19 protein-coding genes and 1 tRNA gene are annotated in these 25,239 nt (G+C 70.7%); 14 read left to right on the forward strand and 6 right to left on the reverse strand.

Annotated elements, in window-relative coordinates:
* Positions 1–23: 23 nt before the first annotated feature.
* The gene (locus ABT324_RS00885; protein ID WP_351169439.1) at positions 24–2,957 is read right to left on the reverse strand and encodes a sensor histidine kinase; all 2,934 of its coding nucleotides are present in this window, start codon (positions 2,955–2,957) and stop codon (positions 24–26) included.
* A gap of 803 nt (positions 2,958–3,760) precedes the next feature.
* Between ABT324_RS00885 and ABT324_RS00890 the strand changes: the two genes are divergently transcribed.
* From ABT324_RS00890 to ABT324_RS00900, 3 genes are all read left to right on the forward strand, one after another.
* The gene (locus tag ABT324_RS00890) at positions 3,761–4,174 is read left to right on the forward strand and encodes a DUF485 domain-containing protein (protein WP_351169442.1); all 414 of its coding nucleotides are present in this window, start codon (positions 3,761–3,763) and stop codon (positions 4,172–4,174) included.
* A complete protein-coding gene (locus tag ABT324_RS00895; protein ID WP_351169445.1) occupies positions 4,171–5,739 on the forward strand; it encodes a monocarboxylic acid transporter in 1,569 nt (522 codons plus the stop codon). Before ABT324_RS00890 ends, ABT324_RS00895 begins: the two co-directional genes overlap by 4 nt.
* 264 nt (positions 5,740–6,003) lie before the next feature.
* A complete protein-coding gene (locus tag ABT324_RS00900) occupies positions 6,004–8,124 on the forward strand; it encodes an NACHT domain-containing protein (RefSeq protein WP_351169448.1) in 2,121 nt (706 codons plus the stop codon).
* A 148-nt stretch (positions 8,125–8,272) separates the two neighbouring features.
* Here the strand turns inward: ABT324_RS00900 and ABT324_RS00905 are convergent.
* Positions 8,273–8,345, reverse strand: a tRNA-Arg gene (locus tag ABT324_RS00905).
* Positions 8,346–8,539: 194 nt separating this feature from the next.
* Here ABT324_RS00905 and ABT324_RS00910 point away from each other — a divergent pair.
* Complete coding sequence (locus ABT324_RS00910) at positions 8,540–9,457, forward strand: cation diffusion facilitator family transporter (RefSeq protein ID WP_351169451.1); 918 nt, start codon at positions 8,540–8,542, stop codon at positions 9,455–9,457.
* Positions 9,458–9,496: 39 nt separating this feature from the next.
* On the opposite strand, the gene ABT324_RS00915 is transcribed toward ABT324_RS00910, so the two are convergent.
* Both ABT324_RS00915 and ABT324_RS00920 read right to left on the reverse strand, forming a co-directional pair.
* Positions 9,497–10,147 carry a DUF305 domain-containing protein gene (locus tag ABT324_RS00915; RefSeq protein ID WP_351169454.1) on the reverse strand — a complete coding sequence of 217 codons (651 nt, stop codon included), beginning with the start codon at positions 10,145–10,147 and terminating at the stop codon, positions 9,497–9,499.
* A complete protein-coding gene (locus tag ABT324_RS00920) occupies positions 10,144–10,932 on the reverse strand; it encodes a thioredoxin-like domain-containing protein (RefSeq protein WP_351169457.1) in 789 nt (262 codons plus the stop codon). Before ABT324_RS00920 ends, ABT324_RS00915 begins: the two co-directional genes overlap by 4 nt.
* A gap of 210 nt (positions 10,933–11,142) precedes the next feature.
* Here ABT324_RS00920 and argS point away from each other — a divergent pair, with 210 nt between their 5' ends.
* The 6 genes from argS to rho all read left to right on the forward strand — a co-directional run bounded on the left by argS (position 11,143) and on the right by rho (position 20,176).
* On the forward strand, positions 11,143–12,804 hold the full coding sequence (gene argS / locus ABT324_RS00925; RefSeq protein ID WP_351169460.1) for an arginine--tRNA ligase: 1,662 nt from the start codon (positions 11,143–11,145) through the stop codon (positions 12,802–12,804).
* A 69-nt stretch (positions 12,805–12,873) separates the two neighbouring features.
* Complete coding sequence (gene lysA, locus ABT324_RS00930) at positions 12,874–14,292, forward strand: diaminopimelate decarboxylase (protein ID WP_351169463.1); 1,419 nt, start codon at positions 12,874–12,876, stop codon at positions 14,290–14,292.
* Entirely contained in the window at positions 14,293–15,597 is a 1,305-nt protein-coding gene (locus tag ABT324_RS00935; protein ID WP_351169466.1) for a homoserine dehydrogenase, read from the forward strand.
* Positions 15,594–16,676: a threonine synthase gene (gene thrC / locus ABT324_RS00940; RefSeq protein WP_351169469.1), complete on the forward strand. Its 1,083-nt coding sequence runs from the start codon at positions 15,594–15,596 to the stop codon at positions 16,674–16,676. The genes ABT324_RS00935 and thrC overlap by 4 nt, the downstream gene beginning before the upstream one ends.
* A complete protein-coding gene (gene thrB / locus ABT324_RS00945) occupies positions 16,673–17,587 on the forward strand; it encodes a homoserine kinase (protein WP_351169472.1) in 915 nt (304 codons plus the stop codon). Before thrC ends, thrB begins: the two co-directional genes overlap by 4 nt.
* A gap of 735 nt (positions 17,588–18,322) precedes the next feature.
* Entirely contained in the window at positions 18,323–20,176 is a 1,854-nt protein-coding gene (rho, locus tag ABT324_RS00950) for a transcription termination factor Rho (RefSeq protein WP_351169475.1), read from the forward strand.
* A gap of 141 nt (positions 20,177–20,317) precedes the next feature.
* Here the strand turns inward: rho and ABT324_RS00955 are convergent, their stop codons facing one another.
* Positions 20,318–20,719 carry a hypothetical protein gene (locus ABT324_RS00955; RefSeq protein ID WP_351169478.1) on the reverse strand — a complete coding sequence of 134 codons (402 nt, stop codon included), beginning with the start codon at positions 20,717–20,719 and terminating at the stop codon, positions 20,318–20,320.
* A gap of 267 nt (positions 20,720–20,986) precedes the next feature.
* Between ABT324_RS00955 and rpmE the strand changes: the two genes are divergently transcribed.
* From rpmE to prmC, 3 genes are all read left to right on the forward strand, one after another.
* On the forward strand, positions 20,987–21,199 hold the full coding sequence (gene rpmE / locus ABT324_RS00960) for a 50S ribosomal protein L31 (protein ID WP_150067747.1): 213 nt from the start codon (positions 20,987–20,989) through the stop codon (positions 21,197–21,199).
* Between the two features lie 90 nt (positions 21,200–21,289).
* A complete protein-coding gene (gene prfA, locus ABT324_RS00965; protein ID WP_351169481.1) occupies positions 21,290–22,357 on the forward strand; it encodes a peptide chain release factor 1 in 1,068 nt (355 codons plus the stop codon).
* A gap of 62 nt (positions 22,358–22,419) precedes the next feature.
* Positions 22,420–23,292 carry a peptide chain release factor N(5)-glutamine methyltransferase gene (gene prmC / locus ABT324_RS00970; protein WP_351169484.1) on the forward strand — a complete coding sequence of 291 codons (873 nt, stop codon included), beginning with the start codon at positions 22,420–22,422 and terminating at the stop codon, positions 23,290–23,292.
* Between the two features lie 63 nt (positions 23,293–23,355).
* Here prmC and ABT324_RS00975 read toward each other — a convergent pair whose 3' ends face one another.
* Positions 23,356–24,225, reverse strand: coding sequence for an alpha/beta fold hydrolase (locus ABT324_RS00975; protein ID WP_351169487.1), 870 nt, complete (start codon positions 24,223–24,225; stop codon positions 23,356–23,358).
* 212 nt (positions 24,226–24,437) lie between these two features.
* On the opposite strand from ABT324_RS00975, the gene ABT324_RS00980 reads away from it, so the two are divergent.
* The gene (locus ABT324_RS00980) at positions 24,438–25,088 is read left to right on the forward strand and encodes an L-threonylcarbamoyladenylate synthase (RefSeq protein ID WP_351169490.1); all 651 of its coding nucleotides are present in this window, start codon (positions 24,438–24,440) and stop codon (positions 25,086–25,088) included.
* Positions 25,089–25,239 lie beyond the last annotated feature (151 nt).

The raw sequence follows: 25,239 nt of genomic DNA on the forward strand, positions 1-25,239 counted from the left end.
GTCCTCCTCACTGACGCGGGGTGTCACAGCCGTTCGTCGGCCGAACGCTGCGGGTCGCGGAGGCTGTGCTTCCCCTCGCGGAGTCCGCGCTGGAAGCTGGCCAGTCGGCCGCGCATCAAGTCGGCGTCGCGGCGAGGCTGGGCCGCCTCGGTGACTGATCCCGGTAGTACTTGAGTTCTGGGGACTCGCCGGGGGAGCCCGGCGGGCGTGTAGTCGGGGGCCTCCTGGTCGCTCGTCGGCACCGGGGGCTCCACATCGTTGACCGAAGTGGTGGCCTGGTCATCCGGAGCAGGAGCGCGCGCCGCAGAGTTCTGGGACCCCGCCTGTTGGCGGTGCCGACCGCGGCGGAGCCCGGCCTGGAAGCTGGACAACCGACCACGTGCGACTTCTGGGTCGCGGGCCGGGCGCGGCCGTTCCTCGCCGGAGGTCTCGGCGCTGCCTGCGATGAGGTTCGCCAGCGGCACCCGCAGCGGAAGCCCGGCGGAGGTGTGGCTGGTCGGTTCCGCGGCCGCGACTTTTTGCGCGCGCTGCCGGGCTTCGTCACTGGCGAAGGACCAGACCCGCCCGTTGCTGCGACCGTTGTGCGTTGACGTGGAGGAAGGAAACCTTCCTGTCAGGTTGGGTGACAGGAAGGTTCCCATGCTCCCCTCCCCGGGTGGGGGCCAGTGGGGGGTGGTGTGGTCGTTGGTGGGGGTGGCCTGGAACCAGGCCGAGGCTAGGTTGTCGAAGATCGGGGTGGGGGCCCCGGCGCCGTTGGTGGGGGTGTCTGGTTGGGGGGTTTGCTGGGGTTTGGGCAGGTTGCGCTGTTCCGGGACCGGTGTGGTGGGGGTTTGCGGGGGGCGGAGCAGGTGGTAGCCGTTGCGGACGGGGCTTGCCGCGTCCTGTTCCGCCGCTTCCCAGTCGAATTCCTCGACGAGGGGGTCGTTCGTGCGGTCGTGGTGGTTGGCCGCCCCGTTGGTCCTCGGCTTGGGCAGGTTCACCGCCTCCGCGAGCAGCTCCGGCCCGATCGTCACCGCTGCCCGCACGCCCGTTCCTTCGGCGCCCGGGTGCAGCTGCACGTGGATGCCGTGGCGGGCCGCGAGGCGGCCGACCACGAACAGGCCCATGCGTCGGGACGTCGAGAGGGTGAGCTCGCTGTCGGAGGTCAGTCGGTCGTTGGCGGCCGTTCGGTCCGCTTCGCTCATGCCGATGCCCTGGTCGACGATGTCGATGACCAGGGCTGCGTCACCGCGCCGGTGCCCGGAGACGGTCACCTGGGTGTGGGGTGCGGAGAAGTTCGCCGCGTTGTCCAGGAGTTCGGCGAGCAGCCGCACCAGGTCGCTGGCCGCGTAGCCGACGACCTTGACGTCGGGCAGCGGTTGGACGATCACCCGCGGGTAGTGCTCGATCTCGGAGATCGCGGCGCGCACCAGGTTGGCCGGGCTGGTCGGTTGGGTGAAGCGGCGGGCCAGGTCGGTTCCGGAGAGCACCATCAGGTTCTCGTTGTTGCGGCGCATCCGGGTGGCCAGGTGGTCGAGCTGGAACAGGGTGGCGAGCTGGTCTGGGTCCTCCTCGTCCCGTTCGAGCTGCTCGAACAGGCGGAGCTGCCGTTCCAGCAGGCCCTGGCTGCGGCGCGAGACGTTGACGAAGGAGTCGCTGTAGGTGCGGCGCAGTTCGGCCTGCTCGGTGGCGAGGTTGACCGCCTGGGTGTGCACGTCGTCGAAGGCGCGCGCCACGTCACCGATCTCGTCGGCGGTGCTCACCGGGACCTGCTCCACCGGGGTTCGCGGGGCGTGCCCGGCGCGGATGTCGGCGACCGCGCTCGGCAGCTGGTGGTTGGCGGTGTCCAGCGCGCTGCGCCGCAGCAGATCGAGGGATCCGAGCAGGTGGCGGGCGACGACCACCACGATCGCGCCGGCGACCAGCAGCGCGGTCAGCAGGATCACGGACACGAACCCGGCGAGGTTGCTGGCGGTGTCCTGCAGGGTGAACGCGGTCTCGTGCAGTTGCCGGTCCAGCTGGGTTCCCAGGTCGCCGAGCGCGTTCAGCGCGTTGTGCGACTGGTCGTGCCAGGTCGCCGGCGAGACCAGGGCGGAGGAGAGCTGGGCCCGCGCGTTGTTCCGTTCGGCCATCGCCAGCTGCACCGAGGTTTCCCGCGCCGGGAAGCGGGGGTCGGCGTAGAGCTGGTCGTAGGAGATGCGGTTCGGCAGGGAGGCCGCGGCGCGGAACTCCCTGGCGGCCGCGCTGCGCCGGGATTCGCTGGAGTCCAGCTGGCTGAGGTTGTCCTCGCTGAACTGGCCGCGGGTCAGGCCGGTGAGCACCAGCGCCTGCTGGAGCTGGACCTCCTCCCGGATCTTGGCGAGCTCGTGCGCGCTGGTCGCGGGTGACACCAGTTCCGCGGACGAGATCTGGCTGAGCAGGGTGCGGTCCAGGGCGAGCAGGTCGCTGCTGACCTCGGTGTAGTCCTGGATTGCCTCGTCGGGATCGATCTGGCTCCGGAGCACCAGGTTCCGCGTCGGCGCGAGCTCGGCGACCTGCCGGGCCGTCTCCTGGCGGGCCAGGCGCACCGCGTCGCTGTCGGGGGCGGCGCCCAGGGCGTTGCGGGCGTCTTGGAGGGCGCGGTCGGTGGTGGCGATCCGGTCGCGGACCTGGTGCTCGGAGGTCCGCCCGCGCACCAGGAAGTCGGTGGACGCGGTGCGTTCCCACTGCAGGTCCTCCACTGCGGCGCGCACCGCGGTGCCCGCGGCGACGATGCGGTCCATCGCGGCGTACTCGTCGGCTCGGGTGATCTGATCGCGGATCTGCAGCACCCCCAGCACGAGTGCGAAGATCACCGGGACGAGCACGACGGCGCCGATCTTGATCGGGAGCTTCCAGTCGCGCCATCCGGTGATCCGGGCGGCGGCCTTCGTGGTGGCGCGCGGCCACGTGGACGCCCGTGACACGTGCGTGGGCGTGTCCTCGAGTCCGCTGCTCACGACGCAGTCCTTTCCCGCGCCGTCGGGTGCATCGTCAGCCGACTGCGCGTTCGTGTGGTGGGCAGGCTGCGCCGTCGGTGGGGGTGTGCGGCGGGTTCTCGATGGCTGGCGGCGCTGCCTGCGTTCGGGGTTTTCGCGGGTGGCCGGTGCGGTCTTCGACGTCGGCGTCTGGGCAGCCTGCGATGGTTCCGGGGTGTCGCGGCTGGTATCGGGGTGTGGTGGCGCCGATCGTCGGTGGCAGCACACTACCGCATTCGTACGCCTCTCCGTCTTGCGCGAATTTGGTTGCCTGACCAGCGAATACGAGCAATCCAAGATCATTTTCCGGCGCTGGCGCGGATTGTGAACACTGATCGTGTTCACTTCAGTGGTGCGCTCAAGTGCTTTAGTCACCCGATAGGTAGAAGATGCAGGTCAAGTGGCCTGCTGCGCCGCTCCGACGAGGACGGTTCCGGCCCTGCGGTCGGAGATGCGCTGTTTTCCTGCTGAAACACCAACACCGCTGCGAACTTTGCGTGATCATCAACTCGCATGAGCCTGATCGATCTTCATCGTGAGCGAAATTCTGGCCACGCAACGTGATCGAAGAATTCATCAATGTGTGTGCTGTGTCGTTGTGAGGGGCTGCGGTCATCGATTCGCTGGCTAGACTTCCGGGCCGGTTGGCATTGCGGGCAGTGCGGTCGCCGCGCCCCGGTTTCGCGGACTTCGCGAACTAGCGGACGCGGTCGACGAGCGTGGGGTGACTTCGAGAAGTCGGGGGAAAGACCATTCCCACGCGCGGATCTTCATTGGAAGGACGAATGCGCAACGCAACCCACCTGCCGCAGGTGTCGCCCGCTCCGCCGGCGGCCACCTTCGGTCAGATCGACAAGTCCGCCGCCCGGCCCACCCGGCCCGCCGGTCCGCCCGACTACCTCGAGATCGCGCAGCGCCCCGAGTTCCACGAGGTGCGGTCCCGACTCCGCCGCTTCGTCTTCCCGATGAGCGCGGCGTTCCTGGCCTGGTACCTCGGCTACGTCGTGCTGGCCGCCTACGCGCCGGAGTTCATGGCCATCCGCCTGGTCGGTGCGATCAACATCGGCCTGGTGCTGGGCATCGGCCAGTTCGCCACCACGATCCTGATCATCGTCCTGTACCTGCGCTACGCCGCGCGCCACGTCGACCCGCGGGTGCGCGCGCTGCACGAGGACGTCACCGGGGAGGAACCTCGATGATCGGCGCCAACCCGGTGCTCAACATGAGCATCTTCGGCGTGTTCGTGCTGATCACGCTGTACGTGGTGTACCGCGTGAGCAGCAGCGGCACCGCCTCCGACTACTTCGCCGCGGGTGGCAGGTTCACCGGTGCGCAGAACGGCATCGCGCTGTCCGGGGACTACCTGTCGGCGGCGTCCTTCCTGGGCATCGCCGGGGCCATCGCGGTCTACGGCTACGACGGCTTCCTGTACTCCATCGGCTTCCTGGTGGGGTGGTTGGTGAACCTGCTGCTGGTCGCCGAACTCCTGCGCAACACCGGTCGCTTCACCATGGGCGACGTGCTCAGCTTCCGGATGCGGCAGCGCCCGGTGCGCGCCGCTGCGGCGGTGTCCACGCTGATGATCTCGTTCGTCTACATGATCGCCCAGATGGCTGGGGCGGGCAGCCTCGTCGCGCTGCTGCTGGACGTGCACAGCGCCAGCGGGCAAGCACTCGTGATCGCCGCCGTCGGCCTGGTCATCGTGGTGTACGTGCTGGTCGGCGGGATGAAGGGCACCACCTGGGTGCAGATCATCAAGGCCGGCATGCTGATCCTCTGCGCGGCGATGCTGACCCTGTTCCTGCTGGGCAAGTTCGGCTACAGCATGACCTCGCTGATGCAGCAGGCGGCGCAGCGCAACCCGCTGGGTGAGCAGATCTTCGCGCCAGGGGCCAAGTACGGCGAGAACGCGCTGACCAAACTGGACTTCGTGTCGCTGTCGCTGGCCTTGGTGCTGGGCACCGCCGGTCTGCCGCACGTGCTGATGCGCTTCTACACGGTGCCGAACGCGATCCAGGCGCGGCGTTCGGTGGTGTGGGCGACCGTGACGATGGCCGGCTTCTACCTGTGCACCCTGGTGATCGGGTTCGGCGCGGGGGCGGTCAACGGCACCGAGGCGATCCTCGCGGCTCCGGGCGGGGAGAACTCCGCGGCGCCGCTGCTGGCCTTCCGGGTCGGTGGCACGGTGTTGCTCGGCATCGTCGCGGCGGTGGCTTTCGCGACCATCCTCGCCGTGGTGGCGGGTTTGACGCTGACCGCATCGGCCTCGTTCGCCCACGACGTCTACGCCAACGTCGTGAAGCGCGGGGCCGCGGACCCCGACTCGGAGGTCCGGGTGGCCCGGTGGACCGCGCTGGTGATCGGAGCCGCTTCGATCATCGGCGGCATCCTGGTCAACGGCCAGAACATCGCCTTCCTGGTCGGCCTGGCGTTCGCCTTCGCCGCCTCGGCGAACCTGTCGACGCTGCTTTTCTCGCTGTTCTGGCGGCGGTTCAACACCCGCGGCACGCTGTGGGGCATCTACGGCGGCCTGTCGTCCTGCCTGGTGCTGGTCGTCTTCTCGCCGGTGCTGTCCGGGGCGCCGGACTCGATCCTGCCGAACGTGGACTTCGCGTGGTTCCCGCTGAGCAACCCGGGTGTCGTGTCGATCCCGATCTCGTTCCTGTGCGGCGTCATCGGCACCTTCCTCGGCGGCCCGCCGAGCAACCCGCGGCGCACCGCGGAGATGGAGGTCCGCTCCCTCACCGGCATCGGGTCCACCTGACCTGCGGTTGCGGGCGCTGGGTGACAGGAAGGTTCCCATGTTCGCAACCGACCGGGCTTGGTGCACGCGAATCCGCTGCCGGCGGCATCTCCGCTGCCTTGGGGCGGATCTGACTGGTCTGGCTGTGCGCCCCTCGGCGGGACTCGAACCTGCGGCACCTGCATCCGGAGGGCGTTCCAGTCGCAGCTGCTACTTGCCGTGCGGCTGGCTGCCTACCCGGCAGGCAGAAGCGAGACTCGGTTCGTGTGCTGCACACTGCAGGGCGTGCCTGGAGGTGACCAGATCCACAACGAGAACAGCGGCCCGGTCGGCGGAAACTTCCTGCAGGTCGGCAACCTGCATGGCGATGTCATGTTGTGGCGGAAGGTGCCCGCAGATGAGTCGTTGGCCGGGGACCTCGCCAGTGTGGTGGGGGAACGCAGCCGCAAGGAAGAGGAGCAATGGCGGATCGATGATCCGGATGCGTTGCTCGTGCGCTGGCACGAGGCCGAAGATGGCCTGTTCGACCCCGCGGACAACATTCATCGGCCCCTGGGAGGACACGAGCCTGCTCCGCTGTCGGGGCAGTTCACCACCATCCGCTCGACCTTCCAGGCCACCGGTACGCAACGGCTGGTGATCCTCGGGAGGGCCGGTGCGGGCAAGACGGTGCTGGCCCACCGCCTGATCCTCGACCTGCTCGACCACCGGGATCACCGTGGTTCGGTGCCGGTGCTGTTCAGCCTCAACGACTGGAACCCAGCGGCGACCGGGTTGCGGGACTGGATGATCGACCGGCTCCTGCACGACCACCCGTTCCTGGAACAACGTGACTCAACGGGTAAACGCGGCGCCGAGGTGCTCGTCGACCGCGACTGGATCCTTCCGGTGCTGGACGGTTTCGACGAGATTCCCCACCGGCACCACCATTCCGCGGTCCAGCAGGTCAGCCAGGTCCGGTTGCCGTTGGTTCTCACCAGCCGCCCGGATGAGTACGCCTCGGCTGCTCGATCGGCCAAGGCAGTTGGCAGAGCTGCTGCGATCGAGATCGAAGACCTCGCTCTTGACCAGGCCGAACGGTACTTGTGCCGGAGCACCAACCAGTCTCGCGCCTCGGAGTGGGCGGCCGTGTTCGAGCAGCTGCAACTGACGCCGAACAAGGCAACGAGCCGGAACCTCACCTCGGTGCTGACCACACCGTTGATGGTCATGCTCGCCCGCACCCTCTACAACGACACCAACGAACGCGTACCGGGCGAACTGCTCGACACGACACGTTTTCCCGAGAGCACGGACTTGGAGCGGCACCTGCTCAGCGGCTACGTGGACACCGTCTACGATCGCCGACGCACCGGAGTACCGGCTGGGGCCACCCACAAGGCCTGGAGTCCCGACCAAGCCCGCCACTGGCTCGGCTCCCTCGCCAACGGCCTGCGAAACCGCAGCATCCACGGCTTCACCTGGTGGCAGCTACCCGCTCTCCTGCCACGTCGCACCCGCATCCTCGCCACCTCCGTCACCAGCGGGCTCGTACTTGGGCTCATGTACGTACTCACGTCCGTGCTCACCAACGGGCCCACCTACGGGTTCGCGGCCGTGCTCCCGGACGCGCTCCTGCTCGGGGCTGCAACCTGGCTCACGTTCGGCCTCCCCGCTGGATTCCTCAACGAACTACGTTTCTCCCGCAGGCAGGATGGGCGCGAACCAGAACGCCTACGCCTGTACTGGCGGAGATCTCGCCGACCCCAGCGGCACGCCGGGTGGCCGCACCTCACCAGGGCCGCCTCCGAACTAACCAAAGGGCTCTTGGTCGGGCTCCTGGTCGGGCTCGCGGTCAGTCTCGCGCTCAGACTCGCGAACGTTCTCGCGGGCGCCCTCATGGACAGGCGTGTGGCCCCCTTCGAGGGCGCCGCGGACCTGCTCGCGAAAGGGTTCGCGGAAGGGGTTGCGATCGGGACCGCATTCGGGGTTGTGAACGTCGTCGTGTCCGCTCTCGGGGAGAGGCATGATCCGCACGACAGCGCCCCGTGGCGGCTGCTGACCACCGACCGCACGATCACACTGGTCCGGACGGTACCTGCGGCTGGTCTCGTGATCTCAATCGCAATCTGGACACTTGGGATCCCTGCCCTGACCGCACTCCTCTTCGGGGCGCTGGCCGCCCTGCTCCGCGTGGCGCTCTCGGCGTGGGGGAGCTGGCTGCTGTTCGCTCGCCTGTGGCTGCCGCTGACCGGTCGCCTGCCGTGGCGCCCGCAACGCTTCTTCGAAGACGCTCACGACCGCGGCATACTGCGCCAAGCAGGCGCGTCCTACCAGTTCCGCCACGCCCAACTACGTGACCACCTCGCCGACCACCATCGGACCTGGAGCCTGCGGATTTCACCATCCAGCATTGATGTTGCTTGATGATCGGTGCAATCAGGAGGCCTTGTCCGCGCATTGTCCGCGATCCAAGGCAGAATCATGCCCGCCTGTTGCAGCAGTGCCGTGCGAACAGATCCGCCCCTGGCGGCATCTCTGCTGCTCAGGGGCGGATCTGACTGGTCTGGCTGTGCGCCCTCGGCAGGACTCGAACCTGCGACACCTGCCTCCGGAGGGCAGTGCTCTATCCGCTGAGCTACGAGGGCTTGTCGCTGCGGACGATCGTTAGCTTAGCGCACCCGCCGCACGGCCCTCGGCGGGGGGTGTCGAACGTTGCGGGGCGGGTACGTGGGGAGGTGAGCATGGGAACCTTCCTGTCATCCTCCGCCCGGCGGCGGCTTGACACAACAACACATGCGTACTTCACTATGTATCGAGGTCGCCGGTCATAGGAGGGTTGATGGGTCAGGGCCACGGGCACGGTTCCGCAGCCGACGCGGTCAGCGCATCTGGGCGCTACGTGCGGCGGCTCGGCATCTCGTTCGGGATCTTGCTCGCGTTCCTCGTGCTGGAAGCCGTCGTCGGGTTCCTGACGTCCTCGCTGGCGCTGCTGTCCGACGCCGGGCACATGCTCACCGACGTCCTCGGCGTGGGCATGGCGCTCGCCGCGATCACCGCCGCGCGCCGCCCGGTGGGGGACAAGCGGACCTTCGGGCTCTACCGGATGGAGGTGCTGGCCGCGCTGGCCAACGCCGTGCTGCTGTTCGGCGTCGCGGGCTACATCCTCTACGAGTCGATCTCGCGTTTCCAGGACCCGCCGGAGGTCGCGGGGCTGCCGATGATGCTCACCGCTGCGGCGGGGCTGGGCGCCAACATCGCGGTGTTCGCCCTGCTGCGCAAGGGCGCCAACGAGAGCCTCAACGTGCGCGGCGCCTACCTGGAGGTCCTCGCCGACACCCTCGGTTCGGTCGGGGTGCTGGTCGGCGGGCTGCTCACCTGGCTGTTCGGCTGGTACCTGGCGGACCCGATCGTGGCCGTCGGAGTCGGCCTGTTCGTGCTGCCGCGCACCTGGAAGCTGGCCCGGCAGGCGCTGCGGATCCTCGTGCAGCAGGCGCCGGAAGGCGTCGACGTGCGCGAGCTGCGCGCGGACCTGACCGCGCTGCCGTCGGTCACCGAGGTCCACGACCTGCACGTGTGGACCCTCACCTCCGGCATGGAGGTCGCCTCGGCCCACCTGACCACCGGACCCGACGCGGACCACGGCGGGGTGTTGGTCGCCGCGCAGCGCCTGCTCTCCGAGCGCTACCGCATCGACCACGCGACCCTGCAGGTCGAGCCAGCCGAGTGCGCCAAGCGCTGTCAGGCCCTGACCTGGTGATCCGCCGCGCCGGGTGACAGGAAGGTTCCCATGCTCACGTCAGAGCGGCTGGGCGCCGCGCTGGACGAGCATGCTGCGCATGAGCTCGCTCTCGGTGGTCTGCGAGCCCAGCATGTTCCTGGCCAGCTCGCGCACCGCCGGGATGGTCGCGTGGCGGGCGCCGTAGTCGGCCATCGGGGCGCCGCCCTCGTGGTGGCGCAGCATCAGCTGGAGGAAGTAGACGTCGAAGTCCGGGCCGCGCAGGCCTTGCAGGCGCGCCATCTCCGCGCTGCTGGCCATGCCGGGCATCAGGCCGCCGCTGCGGGCCGGACCGGCGCCGCCGTGGTCGTGGCCCTCGGCGGTCATCCACTCCATCAGCGGGCCGGTGGCCTGGGCTGGCTGGTTCCACAGGCCCAGCCAGCCCTGCATGCGGCCGATCTGGTCGCGCTGGTTGGTCTCGATGTCGAAGGCCAGCTGCTGCACCGCGGGGTCGGTGGCGTGCTCGCGGGCGAGCGTGGCCATGGTCACCGCCTGCTGGTGGTGCGCGCTCATGTCCTGCGCGAAGCCGATGTCGACCGGTGTCGGCGCCGGTTCGGCGCGGTCGAAGGACGGCACCCGGATCAGCAGTCCGAGCGCCGCCCCGAGCAGCAGCAGCGCCAAGGCGGCTGCGACTGCCACGAAGATCCGCGCGGCCATGGGCCGTGCCGTCACGGCTGGCCCATCTCGCCGGTGGCCTGGGCCGAGCCGCGGCCGTCCATGGTGACCGCGTCCGGGCCGGGCGGGGTCGGGTCGAACTTCGGCGGGTTGTTGGTGTCGAACGTGCTCGGGTTCGACTGGCAGGCGCCGCCGATCTCCGGGTAGACGCCGTTGTTGTTCAGCCGCAGCGCGGTGATGAACTGGTCGATGCGTGGGTCGTCGACGCTGTCCACCTTGAGCTGGTGGCCCCACGACTGCAGCGAGATCGGGCTGTCCAGGCCCGGGTACGGCGACATCATCGTGTACTGCTTGCCCTCGGCGCGGACCTTGAGCCGCTCCACGCCCGCCTCGTCGACCTTGTCCGGGTTGTAGGCGATCCACACCGCGCCGTGCTCCAGCGAGTGGACCATGTTCTCGGTGCGCACCGGCTCCGGGTAGACCACGCCGGTGCAGTCGGCCCAGATGCCGTCGTGCGGGCCGCCGAACGGCGGGGATTGGTCGTAGGCCACCCGCTGCAGCGGGGTGACGTGCATCTGGCCCGGGTAGTCGACGATCGTGACGCCGGGGATGTTCTTGGACGGGTCGGGGTTCTCCGGCGAGGGCTTGAACGGCTCCGCCGCCTTCTCCGCCTCGGCCTGCGCCTGCCGCATGTCGGCGGTCTCCGAGTACCTGAAGAACGCGAAGCCGAAGACCACGGCCGCGAACACCGCGACCACGGTGACGCCCGAGATCAGCATCCAGGGGACCTGCCGCTGGTGCACCACGGCGCCGCGCACCGCTTTGCTCTTCCTGTTCGCCATGCTGTTCGCAAACCTCGTCTCAAGAACCACCGGGGGATCCGGCCCGCCAGTGTAGAGATTGCTGACGCTGCGAGGAGCCTCTCGGCCAATGCTCGCCACCACACGTTCTCACACCGCTGTGACCGGGTGATCACGCGCCGTGGTCTTGCCTGCTGGGACGTGGCCAACCCGTTGGCTGAGCAGCGCGGACGCTTCCTTAGACTGCATAAGGTGACTCCCGCCGCGCTCGCAGAACTGGTCCGCAACACCGCCGTCGAGGTGCTGTCCGCCAAGCAGCTGGACACCGCCGTGCTCCCCGAGGTGGTGACGGTCGAGCGACCCCGCAACCCGGAGCACGGCGACTACGCCACGAACCTGGCGATGCAGGTGGCGAAGAAGGCCGGGGTGGCGCCGCGCGACCTGGCGACCTGGCTGGCCGAGGCGCTGACCGGCAAGGACGGCATCGACGCGGTCGACGTGGCCGGTCCGGGCTTCCTGAACCTGCGGCTGGCCGCCGACGCGCAGGGCCAGATCGTGCGCGAGGTCATCACCCGCGCCGCCGAGTACGGCAACGGTGACCGCTACGCCGGGCTGAAGGTCAACCTGGAGTTCGTCTCGGCCAACCCGACCGGCCCGATCCACCTGGGCGGCACCCGGTGGGCGGCGGTCGGTGACGCGCTCGGCCGGGTGCTGACCGCGCAGGGCGCCGAGGTGACCCGCGAGTACTACTTCAACGACGCCGGGGCGCAGATCGACCGGTTCGTGCGGTCGCTGGTCGCCGCCGCGAAGGGCGAGCCCGCCCCGGAGGACGGCTACGGCGGCGCCTACATCGCCGACATCGCCGCCGAGGTGCTCAAGGCCGAGCCGACCGCGCTGGAGCAGCCGGAGGCGGAGCGGCACGAGACGTTCCGCCGGATCGGCGTCGGGTTGATGTTCGCCGAGATCAAGCAGAGCCTGCACGAGTTCGGCACCGACTTCGACGTGTTCTTCCACGAGGACTCGCTGCACACCTCCGGTGCGGTGGCCGAGGCGCTGGAGACGTTGAAGAAGTCCGGTCACGTGTACTTCGCCGACGGCGCCTGGTGGCTGCGCTCCACCGAGTTCGGCGACGACAAGGACCGGGTCGTCATCAAGAGCGACGGCGCGCCCGCCTACATCGCCGGGGACGTCGCCTACCTGCTGGACAAGCGCAACCGCGGCTTCGAGCTGTGCATCTACATGCTGGGCGCCGACCACCACGGCTACATCGCCCGGCTCAAGGCCGCCGCCGCGGCGCTGGGCGACGACCCGGCGGTGGTGGAGGTGCTCATCGGGCAGCTGGTGAACCTGGTGCGCGAGGGCAAACCGGTGCGGATGAGTAAGCGCGCGGGCACCGTGGTCACCCTGGAGGATTTGGTGGAGGCGGTCGGTGTGGACGCCGCCCGCTACTCGCTGATCCGCTCCTCGGTGGACTCCGCCGTCGACATCGACCTGGACCTGATCAGCAAGCGCACCAACGAGAACCCGGTGTTCTACGTCCAGTACGCGCACGCCCGGCTGTCGTCGCTGCAGCGCAACGCGGCCTCCTTGGGCATCGAGCGCGGTCCGGTGGACAATGCCGACCTGTCGCTGCTCACCCACGAACGCGAGGGCGACCTGATCCGCACCCTCGGCGAGTTCCCGCGCGTGGTGAACTCGGCCGCCCAGCTGCGCGAACCGCACCGGGTGGCCCGCTACCTCGAGGACGTGGCCAGCGCGTACCACAAGTTCTACGACGCTTGCCGCGTGCTGCAGCCCGGTGACGACCAGGCCAGCGCGCTGACCGTGGCGCGGCTGCAGCTGTGCGAGGCGACCCGCCAGGTCATCGCCAACGGCTTGGGGCTGCTGGGCGTCAGCGCACCCGAGCAGATGTGACAACGCGGCGGGCCCTCCCGCCGCACACGAATCGCCTGTCCAGCGGCAGGCTGCGCGAAGGAGCTCTAGATGCGCGCCCATCCCGCCGGGCCCCGGCACGCCGATGTCGTGCCACCCGGCAACACCGCGGGACCGGTTCCGGCCACCGCCGACGACGTCGACCGGCTGCACCCGCTGGTCTGGCCGCGCAACAGCGAGCGCGGCTCCGACGGCGCCGTGCGGGTCGCCGGCCTCGACGTCCGAGACCTGGCGGAGCGCTTCGGCACCCCGCTGTTCGTGCTGGACGAGGACGACTTCCGAGCCCGCTGCCGCGACTACGCCGAGGCCTTCGGCGACCCGGCCGCGGTGCACTACGCCTCGAAGGCGTTCCTGTGCACCGAGGTGGCCCGGTGGGTCGCCGAGGAGGGCTTGAGCCTGGACGTGTGCAGCGGCGGCGAGCTGGCCGTGGCGCTGCGCGCCGGGTTCCCGGCCGAGCGGATCACCTTCCACGGCAACAACAAGTCGATCGCCGAGCTGACCGCGGCGGTGGAGGCCGGGGTCGGGTCGGTGGTGCTGGACTCGTTCCACGAGATCGCCCGCTTGGAGCACATCGCCGCCGAGCGGGGGGTGCAGCAGCAGGTGCTGGTGCGCGTCACCGTCGGCGTGGAGGCGCACACCCACGAGTTCATCGCCACCGCGCACGAGGACCAGAAGTTCGGCTTCTCGCTGGCGGGCGGGCAGGCCGCGGAGGCCGTGCACCGGGTGCTCAAGGCCGGGTCGCTGGTGCTGGTCGGGCTGCACAGCCACATCGGGTCGCAGATCTTCGACGTGGACGGCTTCGAGCTGGCCGCGCACCGGGTGGTGCGGTTGCTGGCCGACCTGCGCGCCGAGCACGGCGCCGACGCGCTGGCCAGCGCATCCACTGTGGACCTCGGTGGCGGCCTGGGCATCGCCTACACCGGCGACGACGACCCGCTGCCGCCGGACCAGCTGGCCACCCGGCTGCGCGAGATCGTCGGCAAGGAGGCCGACAACGCGGGCATCCCGACGCCCAAGATCGCGGTGGAGCCCGGTCGCGCCATCGTCGGCCCCGGCATGGTCACCGTCTACGAGGTCGGCACCATCAAGGACGTCGCGCTCGGCGCCGAGGTGCAGCGCAAGTACGTCAGCGTGGACGGCGGTATGAGCGACAACATCCGCACCTCGCTCTACGACGCGGTCTACGACTGCCGGTTGGTGTCCCGCAGCGCCGAAGCGGCCCCCGTGCTGTCCCGCATCGTGGGCAAGCACTGTGAGTCCGGTGACGTAGTGGTGCGCGACTGCTGGCTCCCGGAGGACATTGCTCCGGGAGACCTGCTAGCAGTGGCCGCCACCGGCGCCTACTGCTACGTGATGGCGAGCAACTACAACCGCCTGCCCAAGCCGCCCGTGGTGGCGGTGCGCGAGGGGCAGGCGCGGTTGCTGCTGCGCAGGGAGACCGAGGACGACCTGCTCCGGCTGGAGGTGTGAGTGAACCAGGACCGTGCACCGATCCGGGTCGCGCTGTTGGGGTGCGGCACCGTCGGTACCGAGGTGCTGCGCCTGCTGCACGACCAACCCGACGAGTTCGCCGCCCGGACCGGGGCCCCGATGCTGGTCACCGGGGTCGCGGTGCGCCGCCCGCACAAGCACCCCGAGGTGCCCGAGCACCTGCTCACCACCGACGCGCAGGCGCTGGTGGAGGGTGACGTCGACGTCGTGGTGGAGCTGATCGGCGGCATCGAACCGGCCCGCTCGCTGCTGCTGACCGCGCTGCGGTCCGGCAAGTCGGTGGTGACCGCGAACAAGGCGCTGCTGGCCGAGCACGGCTCTGAGCTCTACGCCGCCGCCGACGCCTCCGGCGCCGACATCTACTTCGAGGCGGCGGTGGCCGGGGCCATCCCGCTGCTGCGGCCGCTGCGCGAGTCGCTGGCCGGGGACCGGATCAACCGGGTCATGGGCATCGTCAACGGCACCACGAACTTCATCCTCTCGGCGATGGACGCCACCGGGGCCGGGTACGCCGAGACGCTGGACGAGGCCGGTCGTTTGGGCTACGCCGAGGCGGACCCGACCGCGGACGTGGACGGCTTCGACGCCGCTGCCAAGGCCGCCATCCTGGCCTCGCTGGCCTTCCACACCCGGGTCACCGCCAGCGACGTGCACCGGGAGGGCATCTCGGGGGTCACGCCCGGCGACATCGCCGCGGCGCGCACCCTGGACCGGGCGGTGAAGCTGCTGGCGATCTGCGAGCGGGTGGTCGACGAGGACGGCACCGAGTCGGTGTCGGCCCGCGTGCACCCGGCGATGATCCCGCGCAGCCACCCGCTGGCCGGGGTCGGCGACGCCTTCAACGCGGTGTTCGTGGAGGCCGAGGCGGCCGGGCAGCTGATGTTCTACGGCCAGGGCGCCGGCGGCGCGCCCACCGCCAGCGCCGTGCTGGGCGACCTGGTCGCGGTGGCCCGCAACCTGGTCGTGGCGGGCAAGGGGCCCCGGGAGTCGGCGCACGCGCAGCTGCCGGTGCGCCCGATGGGCAGGACCCCGACCCGGTACCACATCAGCCTCGACGTGGCCGACAAGGCGGGCGTGCTCTCGCAGGTCGCGGCCATGTTCAACGAGCACGATGTGAGCATCTCGGTGGTGCGTCAGCAGGGGCGGGGCGAGGAGGCCAGCCTGGTGGTGGTCACCCACACCGCCCCCGACGCCGCACTGAGGTCCACAGTGGACAAGATCGCGCAGCTACCGGTGGTGCGCGAGGTGGTCAGCGTGATGCGCGTGGAAGGTGAACCGTCGTGACGAACATCCAGGGTGCTGCGGTGCGGGCTGGTTGGCCCGGCCTGATCGAGGCCTACCGGGACCGGGTGCCGGTCCCGGAGGGGGCGCGCATCGTGACCCTGCAGGAGGGCGGCACCCCGCTGGTGCCCGCGCACCACCTGTCCGAGCTGACCGGCAGCACCGTCTACCTGAAGGTGGAGGGCGCCAACCCGACCGGCTCGTTCAAGGACCGCGGCATGACGGTGGCCATCACGCACGCGCTGGCCGCGGGCAGCAAGGCGGTCATCTGCGCCTCCACCGGCAACACCTCGGCCTCGGCCGCCGCCTACGCGGCGCGCGCCGGGCTGACCTCCGCGGTGCTGGTCCCGCAGGGCAAGATCGCGCTGGGCAAGCTCGCCCAGGCCGTGGTGCACGGCGCGCGGATCCTCCAGGTGCAGGGCAACTTCGACGACTGCCTGGAGCTGGCCCGCAAGACCGCCGCGGAGCACCCGGTGACCCTGGTCAACTCGGTCAACCCGGTGCGCCTGGAGGGGCAGAAGACCGCGGCGTTCGAGATCTGCGACGTGCTCGGCCGCGCCCCGGACGTGCACTGCCTGCCGGTTGGCAACGCCGGCAACATCACCGCCTACTGGAAGGGCTACACCGAGTACGCGGGCGACGGCGTCATCGAGCGCACCCCGCGGATGTTCGGCTTCCAGGCGGCTGGGGCCGCGCCGCTGGTGCACGGCCAGCCGGTGGCGAACCCGGAGACCGTCGCGACCGCGATCCGCGTCGGCAGCCCCGCCTCGTGGCGCGGTGCGGCCGACGCCAAGGACGCCTCCGGCGGCCTGTTCGCCGCGGTCACCGACGAGGAGATCCTGGCTGCCTACCGGCTGCTGGCCGCCCGCGAGGGCGTGTTCGTGGAGCCCGCCTCGGCCTCCAGCGTCGCCGGGCTGCTGGCCACCGCCGCCGACGGGCGGCTGCCCGCCGGGTCGGTCGTGGTCTGCACCGTCACCGGACACGGCCTGAAGGACCCGGACACCGCGCTGTCCGGCATGGTCGAGGTCGAACCGCTGCCGGTCGACCCGGGTGCGGTGGCCACCGCGCTGGAACTCGCATGACCGCCTTGCCGGTTTCGGCCGTTGGGGTGAAGGTTCCGGCGTCCACCGCGAACCTCGGTTCCGGGTTCGACGCGCTGGGCATGGCGTTGTCCCTGCACGACACCGTGTCCGTCCAGGTCGTCGACGGGCCGCCGGGTTCGGCGCAGGTGCGGGTCGAGGGGGAGGGCGCCGGTTCGATTCCCACCGACGAGCGTCACCTGGTGGTGCGAGTCCTCCACAAGACCTTGGCGGAGCTGGGTTTCCCCGCGCCCGCGCTGCGGTTGCACTGCGAGAACAGCATTCCGCACGCCCGCGGCCTCGGCTCCTCGGCGGCGGCCATCGTCGCCGGGGTGGCCGCGGGCTTCGGTCTCGCTGGAATCGACTTGCGGGACAAGGGGAACGCCGACCGGGCGCTGGACGTGGCCGCGGCCCGGGAGGGCCACGCCGACAACGCGGCGGCCAGCCTGCTCGGCGGGGTCGTGGTGGCCTGGCAGGAGTGCGGCCGGTTCCGCGCGGTCCGGATGCGACCGCACCCGGACGTGTCGCCGGTCGTCCTCGTCCCGCAGGCGCAGTCCTCCACCGACGCCACCCGCGGCCTGCTGCCGGAGCGCGTCCCGCACGCCGACGCCGCGTTCGCGGCCGGTCGCGCGGCGCTGGCGGTGCACGCGGTGACCCGCGCGCCCGAGCTGCTGCTGGCCGCCACCGACGACCGGCTGCACCAGGACTACCGCGAGGCGGCGTGGCCGGACACCATCGCGCTGGTCCGGCAGCTGCGCGAGGCGGGCGTGGCGGCCGCGGTCTCGGGCGCGGGTCCGACCGTGCTCGCGCTGCCGGTCGGTGGGGGGCTGCCCGCCGGGATTGCGCCGAACGGGTTCCGCGTGCTGCACCTGCCGGTCGACGACGCGGGCGTGCGGATCACCGCGCAGGCCTGACGCGCGGGCGGTGGACCGGGCGGGAACGCCCAGTTCAACCGCCCCGCGGCAGCGGGCTGGCCCAGAAGTGGTACAAAGGAGGTGTCGCCGGTGGTGAGCAGCGGTTTCGCTGGGAGGCCGTCGACGACGCGATCTGAAAGGGCGTGCCACACGCCCAGGGGGTTGTTGCACCCGGACTACGGGGCGTCTACCCTCAAGGTCAATCAGTCACCGCGCCCAGGGTGCCGGTGCCGTATCCGGAACATCGTTTTCCGGAGCGCATCTCCCGTCGTGAAGTGAACTCCACCCGACACGGGTGAAGATCAACTTGGCGGGTTCGGCGATCGCGGTGACCGAGGCAGGAGTTGTCAACTCAATTGAGTTCGCTTCGGGGCGATCGACGGTGCGCGTCGTTGCCGTTGTCGGGGTGGGGGCCTCAAGTTCCAGGACGTGGTCCCCGAGCAAGCATCCGGGGCGCCAACCTGAGTCGGGGATTCCTGGAATAAGGCGGCAGGGCGTGCATCGGCACGTGTGGATCGGAGTGGATGCGTCGCACATGGACCACGCGAGCCGGGTGCCTCCCACTGCCCGGTGCTGCTGGTTCCCGAGCCAACGCCGAATTCGGTCGTGCCACGTGCGCGGAAGGTTGCCGATCGGCGAGAGAGCTGGTAGCACACACCGGCCGCCCGCACTCCAGAGCGGGCGGGCAATCCGCTGGGTCGCGTAGGAGGCGCGGTCCGGTCAGGAAGGACATTCGTGAGCAACACCGAACTGTTGAGCAGCGAGGCGGCCAACGGCGCCTCTCCCGCTGGCCAGCAGGATTCCGAGGCCAACGGCACCCCGCGTCGACGTGGTGGGCTTTCCGGCATGGTTCTCGCAGAACTGCGCCAACTCGCGGGGGAACTGGGGATCGAGACCGGCGGCCTGCGCAAGGGCGACCTGATCGCCGCCATCAAGGAGAAGCAGGGCGGCACCACCGCGCCGCGCAGCCGCTCCACCAAGAAGGCGTCGACCCGCAGCACCGAGGAGGCCCCCGCGGCCAAGGCGCACCAGCCTGCCCTCGATGAGGCCGACTCCGCGCCAGCGGCGCGCGAGACCCGCGAGGCCAGCGCTGAGCAGGGCACCAACGGTGCCGCGCCGACCCGCACCCGCTCCCGGCGGCAGCAGGCCGCCGAGACCAGCGGCGAGGGCGACGACAACCGGCGCGGCGGCAACCGCCGCCGCCGCTCGTCCAGCCGCTCCGGCGCCGAGTCGGGTGGTGGCGAGGAACAGCGCGGCGAGCGCAAGCAGGACAACCGCCAGGACCGCGACGGCAACCGGCAGGACCAGCGCCAGGACAACCGCCAGGACCGGGACAACCGCCAGGACGACGACGACGAGGGTGGTCGTCGGGGTCGTGGCCGCCGGTTCCGGGACCGCCGCCGCAACCGCGGCCGCGGTGAGGGCGGCGAGCCCGAGGTCCGCGAGGACGACGTGCTGCTGCCCGTCGCGGGCATCCTGGACGTGCTGGAGAACTACGCGTTCGTGCGCACCTCCGGCTACCTCGCCGGACCGAACGACGTCTACGTCTCGCTGTCGCTGGTCCGCAAGTACGGCCTGCGGCGCGGTGACGCGATCAAGGGCGTCATCCGGCAGCCGCGGGAGGGCGAGCAGCAGCGGCAGAAGTTCAACCCGCTGGTGCGGGTGGACTCGATCAACGGCCTGGAGCCGGACGCGGCCAAGAACCGCCCCGAGTTCCACAAGCTGACCCCGCTCTACCCGAACGAGCGGCTGCGCCTCGAGACCGAGCCGCAGAACCTGACCGGGCGCATCATCGACCTGGTGATGCCGGTCGGCAAGGGGCAGCGCGCGCTCATCGTCTCGCCGCCGAAGGCCGGCAAGACGATGGTGCTGCAGGCGATCGCCAACGCGATCACCACCAACAACCCCGAGTGCCACCTGATGGTCGTCCTCGCCGACGAGCGGCCGGAAGAGGTCACCGACATGCAGCGCTCGGTGAAGGGCGAGGTCATCGCCTCGACCTTCGACCGGCCGCCGTCGGACCACACCACGGTCGCCGAGCTGTCCATCGAGCGGGCCAAGCGGCTCGTCGAGATGGGCCACGACGTGGTCGTCCTGCTGGACTCGATCACCCGGCTGGGCCGCGCCTACAACCTGGCGGCCCCGGCGTCCGGGCGCATCCTGTCCGGTGGTGTGGACTCGACCGCGCTGTACCCGCCGAAGCGGTTCCTCGGCGCGGCCCGCAACATCGAGAACGGCGGCTCGCTGACCATCTTCGCCACCGCCCTGGTGGAGACCGGTTCCACCATGGACACGGTGATCTTCGAGGAGTTCAAGGGCACCGGCAACGCCGAGCTCAAGCTGGACCGCAAGCTGGCCGACAAGCGCCTGTTCCCGGCGGTCGACGTGGACTCCTCCAGCACCCGGAAGGACGAGATTCTGCTCTCGCCCGACGAGCTGGCGGTCACCCACAAGCTGCGCCGAGTGCTCGCCGCGCTCGACTCGCAGCAGGCGCTGGAACTCCTGCAGGACCGGCTGCGCAAGTCGCGCACCAACATCGAATTTTTGATGCAGGTCGCCAAGACCACGCCGGGCAAGGACGACGACTGACCTGGTCGCCGCCCCCGTTCGAGGCAAGGGCCCGCACCCACACCCGGGTGCGGGCCCTTCCGCGTGCGTGGGCGCCGACGTGAGCATGGGAACCTTCCTGCCACCTGGATGACAGGAAGGTTCCCATGCTCGCAACCGGGGTCAGGGGTGCGAGCACTCCGCGTGCTCGCGGTAGGCGCGGACCAGCATGGTGGCCAGCAGCGCGACGGAGACCGGGCCCACCACCAGCGCGGCCAGCAGCGGCACCCGCAGCCCGTCGACGGCCAGCGCGCAGCCCACCATCAGCAGCGGGTAGCCGAACCGCAGGACGCGGCGCTGCCACCGGGCCCGCCAGCGGACGTGGCCCGCGCTGACCGCGGCCCGCGCGGCGGCGAAGCCGAACAGCAGCGGCGCGGAGAGGTCCAGGTGGTGGTCCAGCACCGGGTGCTGCTGGAGCAGCAGGCTCAGCAGCGCCGCCACCAGGCTGGCGCTGCCGAGGAACAGCACCGGGAGCAGCAGCCACGACCGGACCGCGAGCCTCCCCAACACCGAGCACAGCAGCACGCGTAGAGGATGAACGGCGCCCGCCACCGCCGGCACCCCCTCGCCGCGTCCACTCGCCGGGCGGCGCGTTTCGTGCGTTGGGCGGTTGCGGAACGCGCCGAACGGTGCTTGGAATACCCGGGTGGTCGACCGCGTTGCAGCAGCCGGACCGCCCTGCGGTGCAGGTCACGAGCTGCGGTCTGGCAGAATGCAAGGCTGATTCCGGCTCCGGTTCACCGCGTGGCAGCGGCCGCGTGGACCCGGCGGCCAAGTAGAGAGGACGAGCCGTTGAAGAGTGGCATTCACCCCGAGTACGTGGTGACGCAGGTCAACTGCGGTTGTGGCAACAGCTTCACCACCCACAGCACCCGCACCAGTGGCCAGATCACCGTTGAGGTCTGCTCCAACTGCCACCCGTTCTACACGGGCAAGCAGAAGATCCTGGACACCGGCGGTCGCGTGGCCCGCTTCGAGGCCCGCTACGGCAAGCGCAAGAAGTAGCTGCTGCGACGGCGCCCGCCCCGCGAACCGCGTGGGGCGGGCGCCGTCTCTTGTTCGGTTGTCCGCACCGCCAGTGAAGAGGGTCCGCCAGTGGAGACGTCCAAGCTCGAATCGCTGCTCGCCGAGTACCAGGAGCTGGAGCAGCGGCTGGCCGATCCCGGCGTGCACGCCGACCAGTCCACGGCTCGCAAGCTCGGCCGCCGCTACGCGGAGCTGACCCCGGTCGTGCGCACCGCGCGGGAGCTCGACCAGGCGCGCTCCGACCTGGAGGCCGCCCGGGAGTTCGCCGCGGAGGACGCCGCGTTCGCCGAGGAGGCCGAGCGGCTGGCCGAGCAGCTGCCCGCGCTGGAGGCCAAGCTCACCGAGCTGCTGCTGCCGCGCGACCCGCACGACGGCTCCGACGTGCTGCTGGAGGTCAAGTCCGGGGAGGGCGGCGAGGAGTCCGCGCTGTTCGCCGGTGACCTGCTGCGCATGTACCTGCGGTTCGCCGAGCGCCAGGGCTGGCGGGCCGAGGTGCTCGACGCCACCGAGTCCGACCTGGGCGGCTACAAGGACGCCACGGTCGCCATCAAGGCCAAGGCGGGCGACACCAGCCCCGACGGAGTGTGGTCGCAGCTGAAGTTCGAGGGCGGCGTGCACCGGGTGCAGCGGGTGCCGGTGACCGAGTCGCAGGGCCGCGTGCACACCTCCGCGGCCGGGGTGCTGGTGTACCCGGAGCCGGAGGAGGTGGAGGTCGAGGTCGACGAGAAGGACCTGCGCATCGACGTCTACCGGTCCTCCGGGCCCGGTGGGCAGAGCGTGAACACCACCGACTCGGCGGTGCGGGTCACGCACCTGCCGACGGGCATCGTGGTGTCCTGCCAGAACGAGAAGTCGCAGCTGCAGAACAAGCAGCGCGCCATCCTGGTGCTCAAGGCCCGCCTGCAGGCCCTCGCGGAGGAGGAGGCCGAGCGGGAGGCCTCCGAGGCGCGGCGCAGCCAGGTGCGCACGGTGGACCGCTCGGAGCGGATCCGCACCTACAACTTCCCGGAGAACCGGATCTCCGACCACCGGGTCAACTACAAGGCCTACAACCTCGACCAGGTCCTCGACGGCGACCTGGACGCGGTGATCGCCGCCCTGGTCGCCGCGGACCGGCAGGAACGCCTGGCGTCCTGACGACCCTTCACCGGACTTCACGACCGGGAACCAGGTCTGAAGGCAGCCTTTAAGCTGGCGACGTGACCCGACAGCCCCTGCGCCTGGCCATCCTCGAAGCGGAACGCATGCTCGCCGCAGCGGGGGTGGCGAGCCCGCGCACCGACGCCGAGCTGCTGGCCGCGCACCTGCTGGGGGTCGAGCGGACCAAGCTGATGATGGTGCCGCTGGTGGACCCGCCGGTGGTCCAGGCGCTGCACGACCTGGTGCGCCAACGGGCGGCGCGCGTGCCGCTGCAGCACCTCACCGGCAACGCTTCGCTCGGCGCAGTGACGCTGGCCGTCGGGCCCGGCGTGTTCGTGCCGCGCCCGGAGACCGAGCTGCTGCTGGCCTGGGGCGAGAGCGTCCTCGACGGGGTCGACCAGCCGGTCGTGGTGGACCTGTGCACGGGCTCCGGGGCGCTGGCGCTGGCGGCGGCCCACCTGCGCCCGGACGCCGCGGTGCACGCGGTGGAGAAGGACCCGACCGCGCTGTCCTGGGCCCGCCGCAACGCAGACCAGCGGGCGCAGGCCGGTGACACCCCGATCCGGCTCTACGCGGGGGATGTCACCGACCCGTTGCTCTTCATGGAGCTGGAGGGCCTGGTCGACCTGGTCCTGTGCAACCCGCCGTACGTGCCGGAGGGCACCCCGGTGCCGCCGGAGGTCCGCGACCACGACCCGCACGAGGCGGTGTTCGGCGGCCGCGACGGGCTGGACGTGGTGCGCCACGTGGTCAGCTGCGCGGCCCGCCTGCTCCGGCCAGGCGGTGGGGTGGCGATCGAGCACGACGACACCCACGGCGGCTCGGTGCCCGCGCTGCTGCGCGCCCGCCGCGTCCTCACCGACGTCGAGGACCACACCGACCTGGCCGGTCGCCCGCGCTTCGCCACCGCGCGCCGCACCCGCCCCGAGTGACAGGAAGGTTCCCTTCCTCAGGTCGACGCGGCGCCGGGTGACAGGAAGGTTCCCATGCTCACCTCAGCGGTGGGTGTTGACGAACTCGCGGAGCAGGGCGTTGAACTCCGTCGGCCGCTCGCGGTTGGGCCAGTGGCCCGCGTCGGGGAGCACCCGCAGCATCGAGCCGGGGATGGCGCCCGCCGCGTCGCGGGCGGCTTGGACCGGCACGAGGGTGTCGCGCTCGCCGTGGATCAGCATCACCGGGCACCGCAGCTGGCCGAGGTGGGGCAGGTGGTTGATGCGCATCGCCTTGCGGGCGACCGCGTCGGCGTGCCAGTCGGCGAAGACGGAGCCGCGGGCACCGGCCTCCGCGCCCACCTCGTCGACGATGGACTCCAGGTCGGGGACCGGTTGCCCACCGGTGAAGAAGATCTTGGTCAGCGCGTGGCGCACCAGGGTGCGGTTGAGCCGCAGCAGCTTCGCCGCCAGCGGACCGGCGAACCGGGAGCGCAGCGCCAAATGGGCGAGCAGGTGCCGGTGCATCCGGTGCTGCAACCCGGTGCTGTCCACGAGCACCAGTCCGCGCACTCGCTGCGGGTTGCGCAGCGCGAACCCGGCCGCGACGCTGCCGCCCATCGACAGGCCGACCAGCACCGCCTGCGGCACCTGCCAGGCGTCCAGCAACCAGCGCAGGACCTCTTCGAAGGTGCGCTGGTTGGCGCTGCCGCGCCACGGCATGCTGCCGCCCTGGCCGGGCAGGTCGGGCACGAAGACCCGGTGGTCGGCTGCCAGCACCCCGATGGCGTGTCGCCAGCTGATCATCGCGTTGTCCGGCCCGCCGCCGTGCAGCAGGATGATCGCCGGGCCGCTGCTGCCAGCCCGGTAGAACCGGATCCGGCCCGCCGGGAACTCGATGTGGTCGACCTCGACACCCTGGGGTGGGGCGGTCATCTTCTGCTCTCCTCGTGTTCGATCTGCGTCCTGCCCGCTCCAGCAGACGTGCGGGCGCCGTCCGACGTTGCCGTGTTCGCGAGCACACTGGACGGATCTCGCTCCGGCACCGCGGCGTTACTCGCTGCGCATCGTCCCGGACCGTGATCTGCTGCACCACTCGAACGGGCTGCGCGTGCAGGGGCCGGATGGGGGCGTGCCAGGATCGTGGTGTGAGCACCGTCTACGACTGCACGACTCCGGAGAGCCGCGAGCAGGGCCTGGCCGCCGCGGCCAACATCGTTCGCGCCGGTGGGCTCTGCGTGCTGCCCACCGACACCGTCTACGGCATCGGCGCGGACGCGTTCGACGCCAACGCGGTCCGCGCGCTGCTGGCGGCGAAGGGCCGCGGCCCGGACATGCCGGTCCCGGTGCTGGTCGGGTCCTGGTCCACTGTGGATGGGCTGGTGATGTCGGTTCCGCAGCAGGCGCGGGCGCTGATCGAGGCGTTCTGGCCGGGCGGGTTGTCGCTGGTGCTGCCGCAGGCGCCGTCGCTGAACTGGGACCTGGGGGAGACGCGGGGCACGGTGAACCTGCGGATGCCGCTGCACCCGGTGGCCCTGGACCTGCTGCGCGAGGTCGGCCCGATGGCGGTGTCCAGCGCGAACCGCAGCGGCCAGCCGCCGGCGTCCACCGCCACCGAGGCGCGCGACCAGCTCGGCGACTCGGTGCAGGTGTACCTGGACGGCGGGCCGTCGGGGGAGCCGGTGGCCTCCACCATCGTCGACCTCACCCAGGGCGCGCCCCGGGTGCTGCGCGAGGGCGCGGTGACCCTGGCGGAGCTGTCCGAGGTGCTCGGGGTGGACTTGGCGGCGGGGGACTGACGCCCGGACCGGTGGTCGGCGGCGTGGCGGTGGCCGATAGCGTTGGAGCCCGATCCGCCACGTGGAAGAGCGATGAGGAGCGCTGGGCTTGAGAACTCCGTTCTGGGGGCTGGACGTCGACGACCCGCGATCGGGTGCGTGAGCCGCCGGT

Source organism: Saccharopolyspora sp. NPDC000359 (genome assembly GCF_040300525.1).
GTDB lineage: Bacteria > Actinomycetota > Actinomycetes > Mycobacteriales > Pseudonocardiaceae > Saccharopolyspora.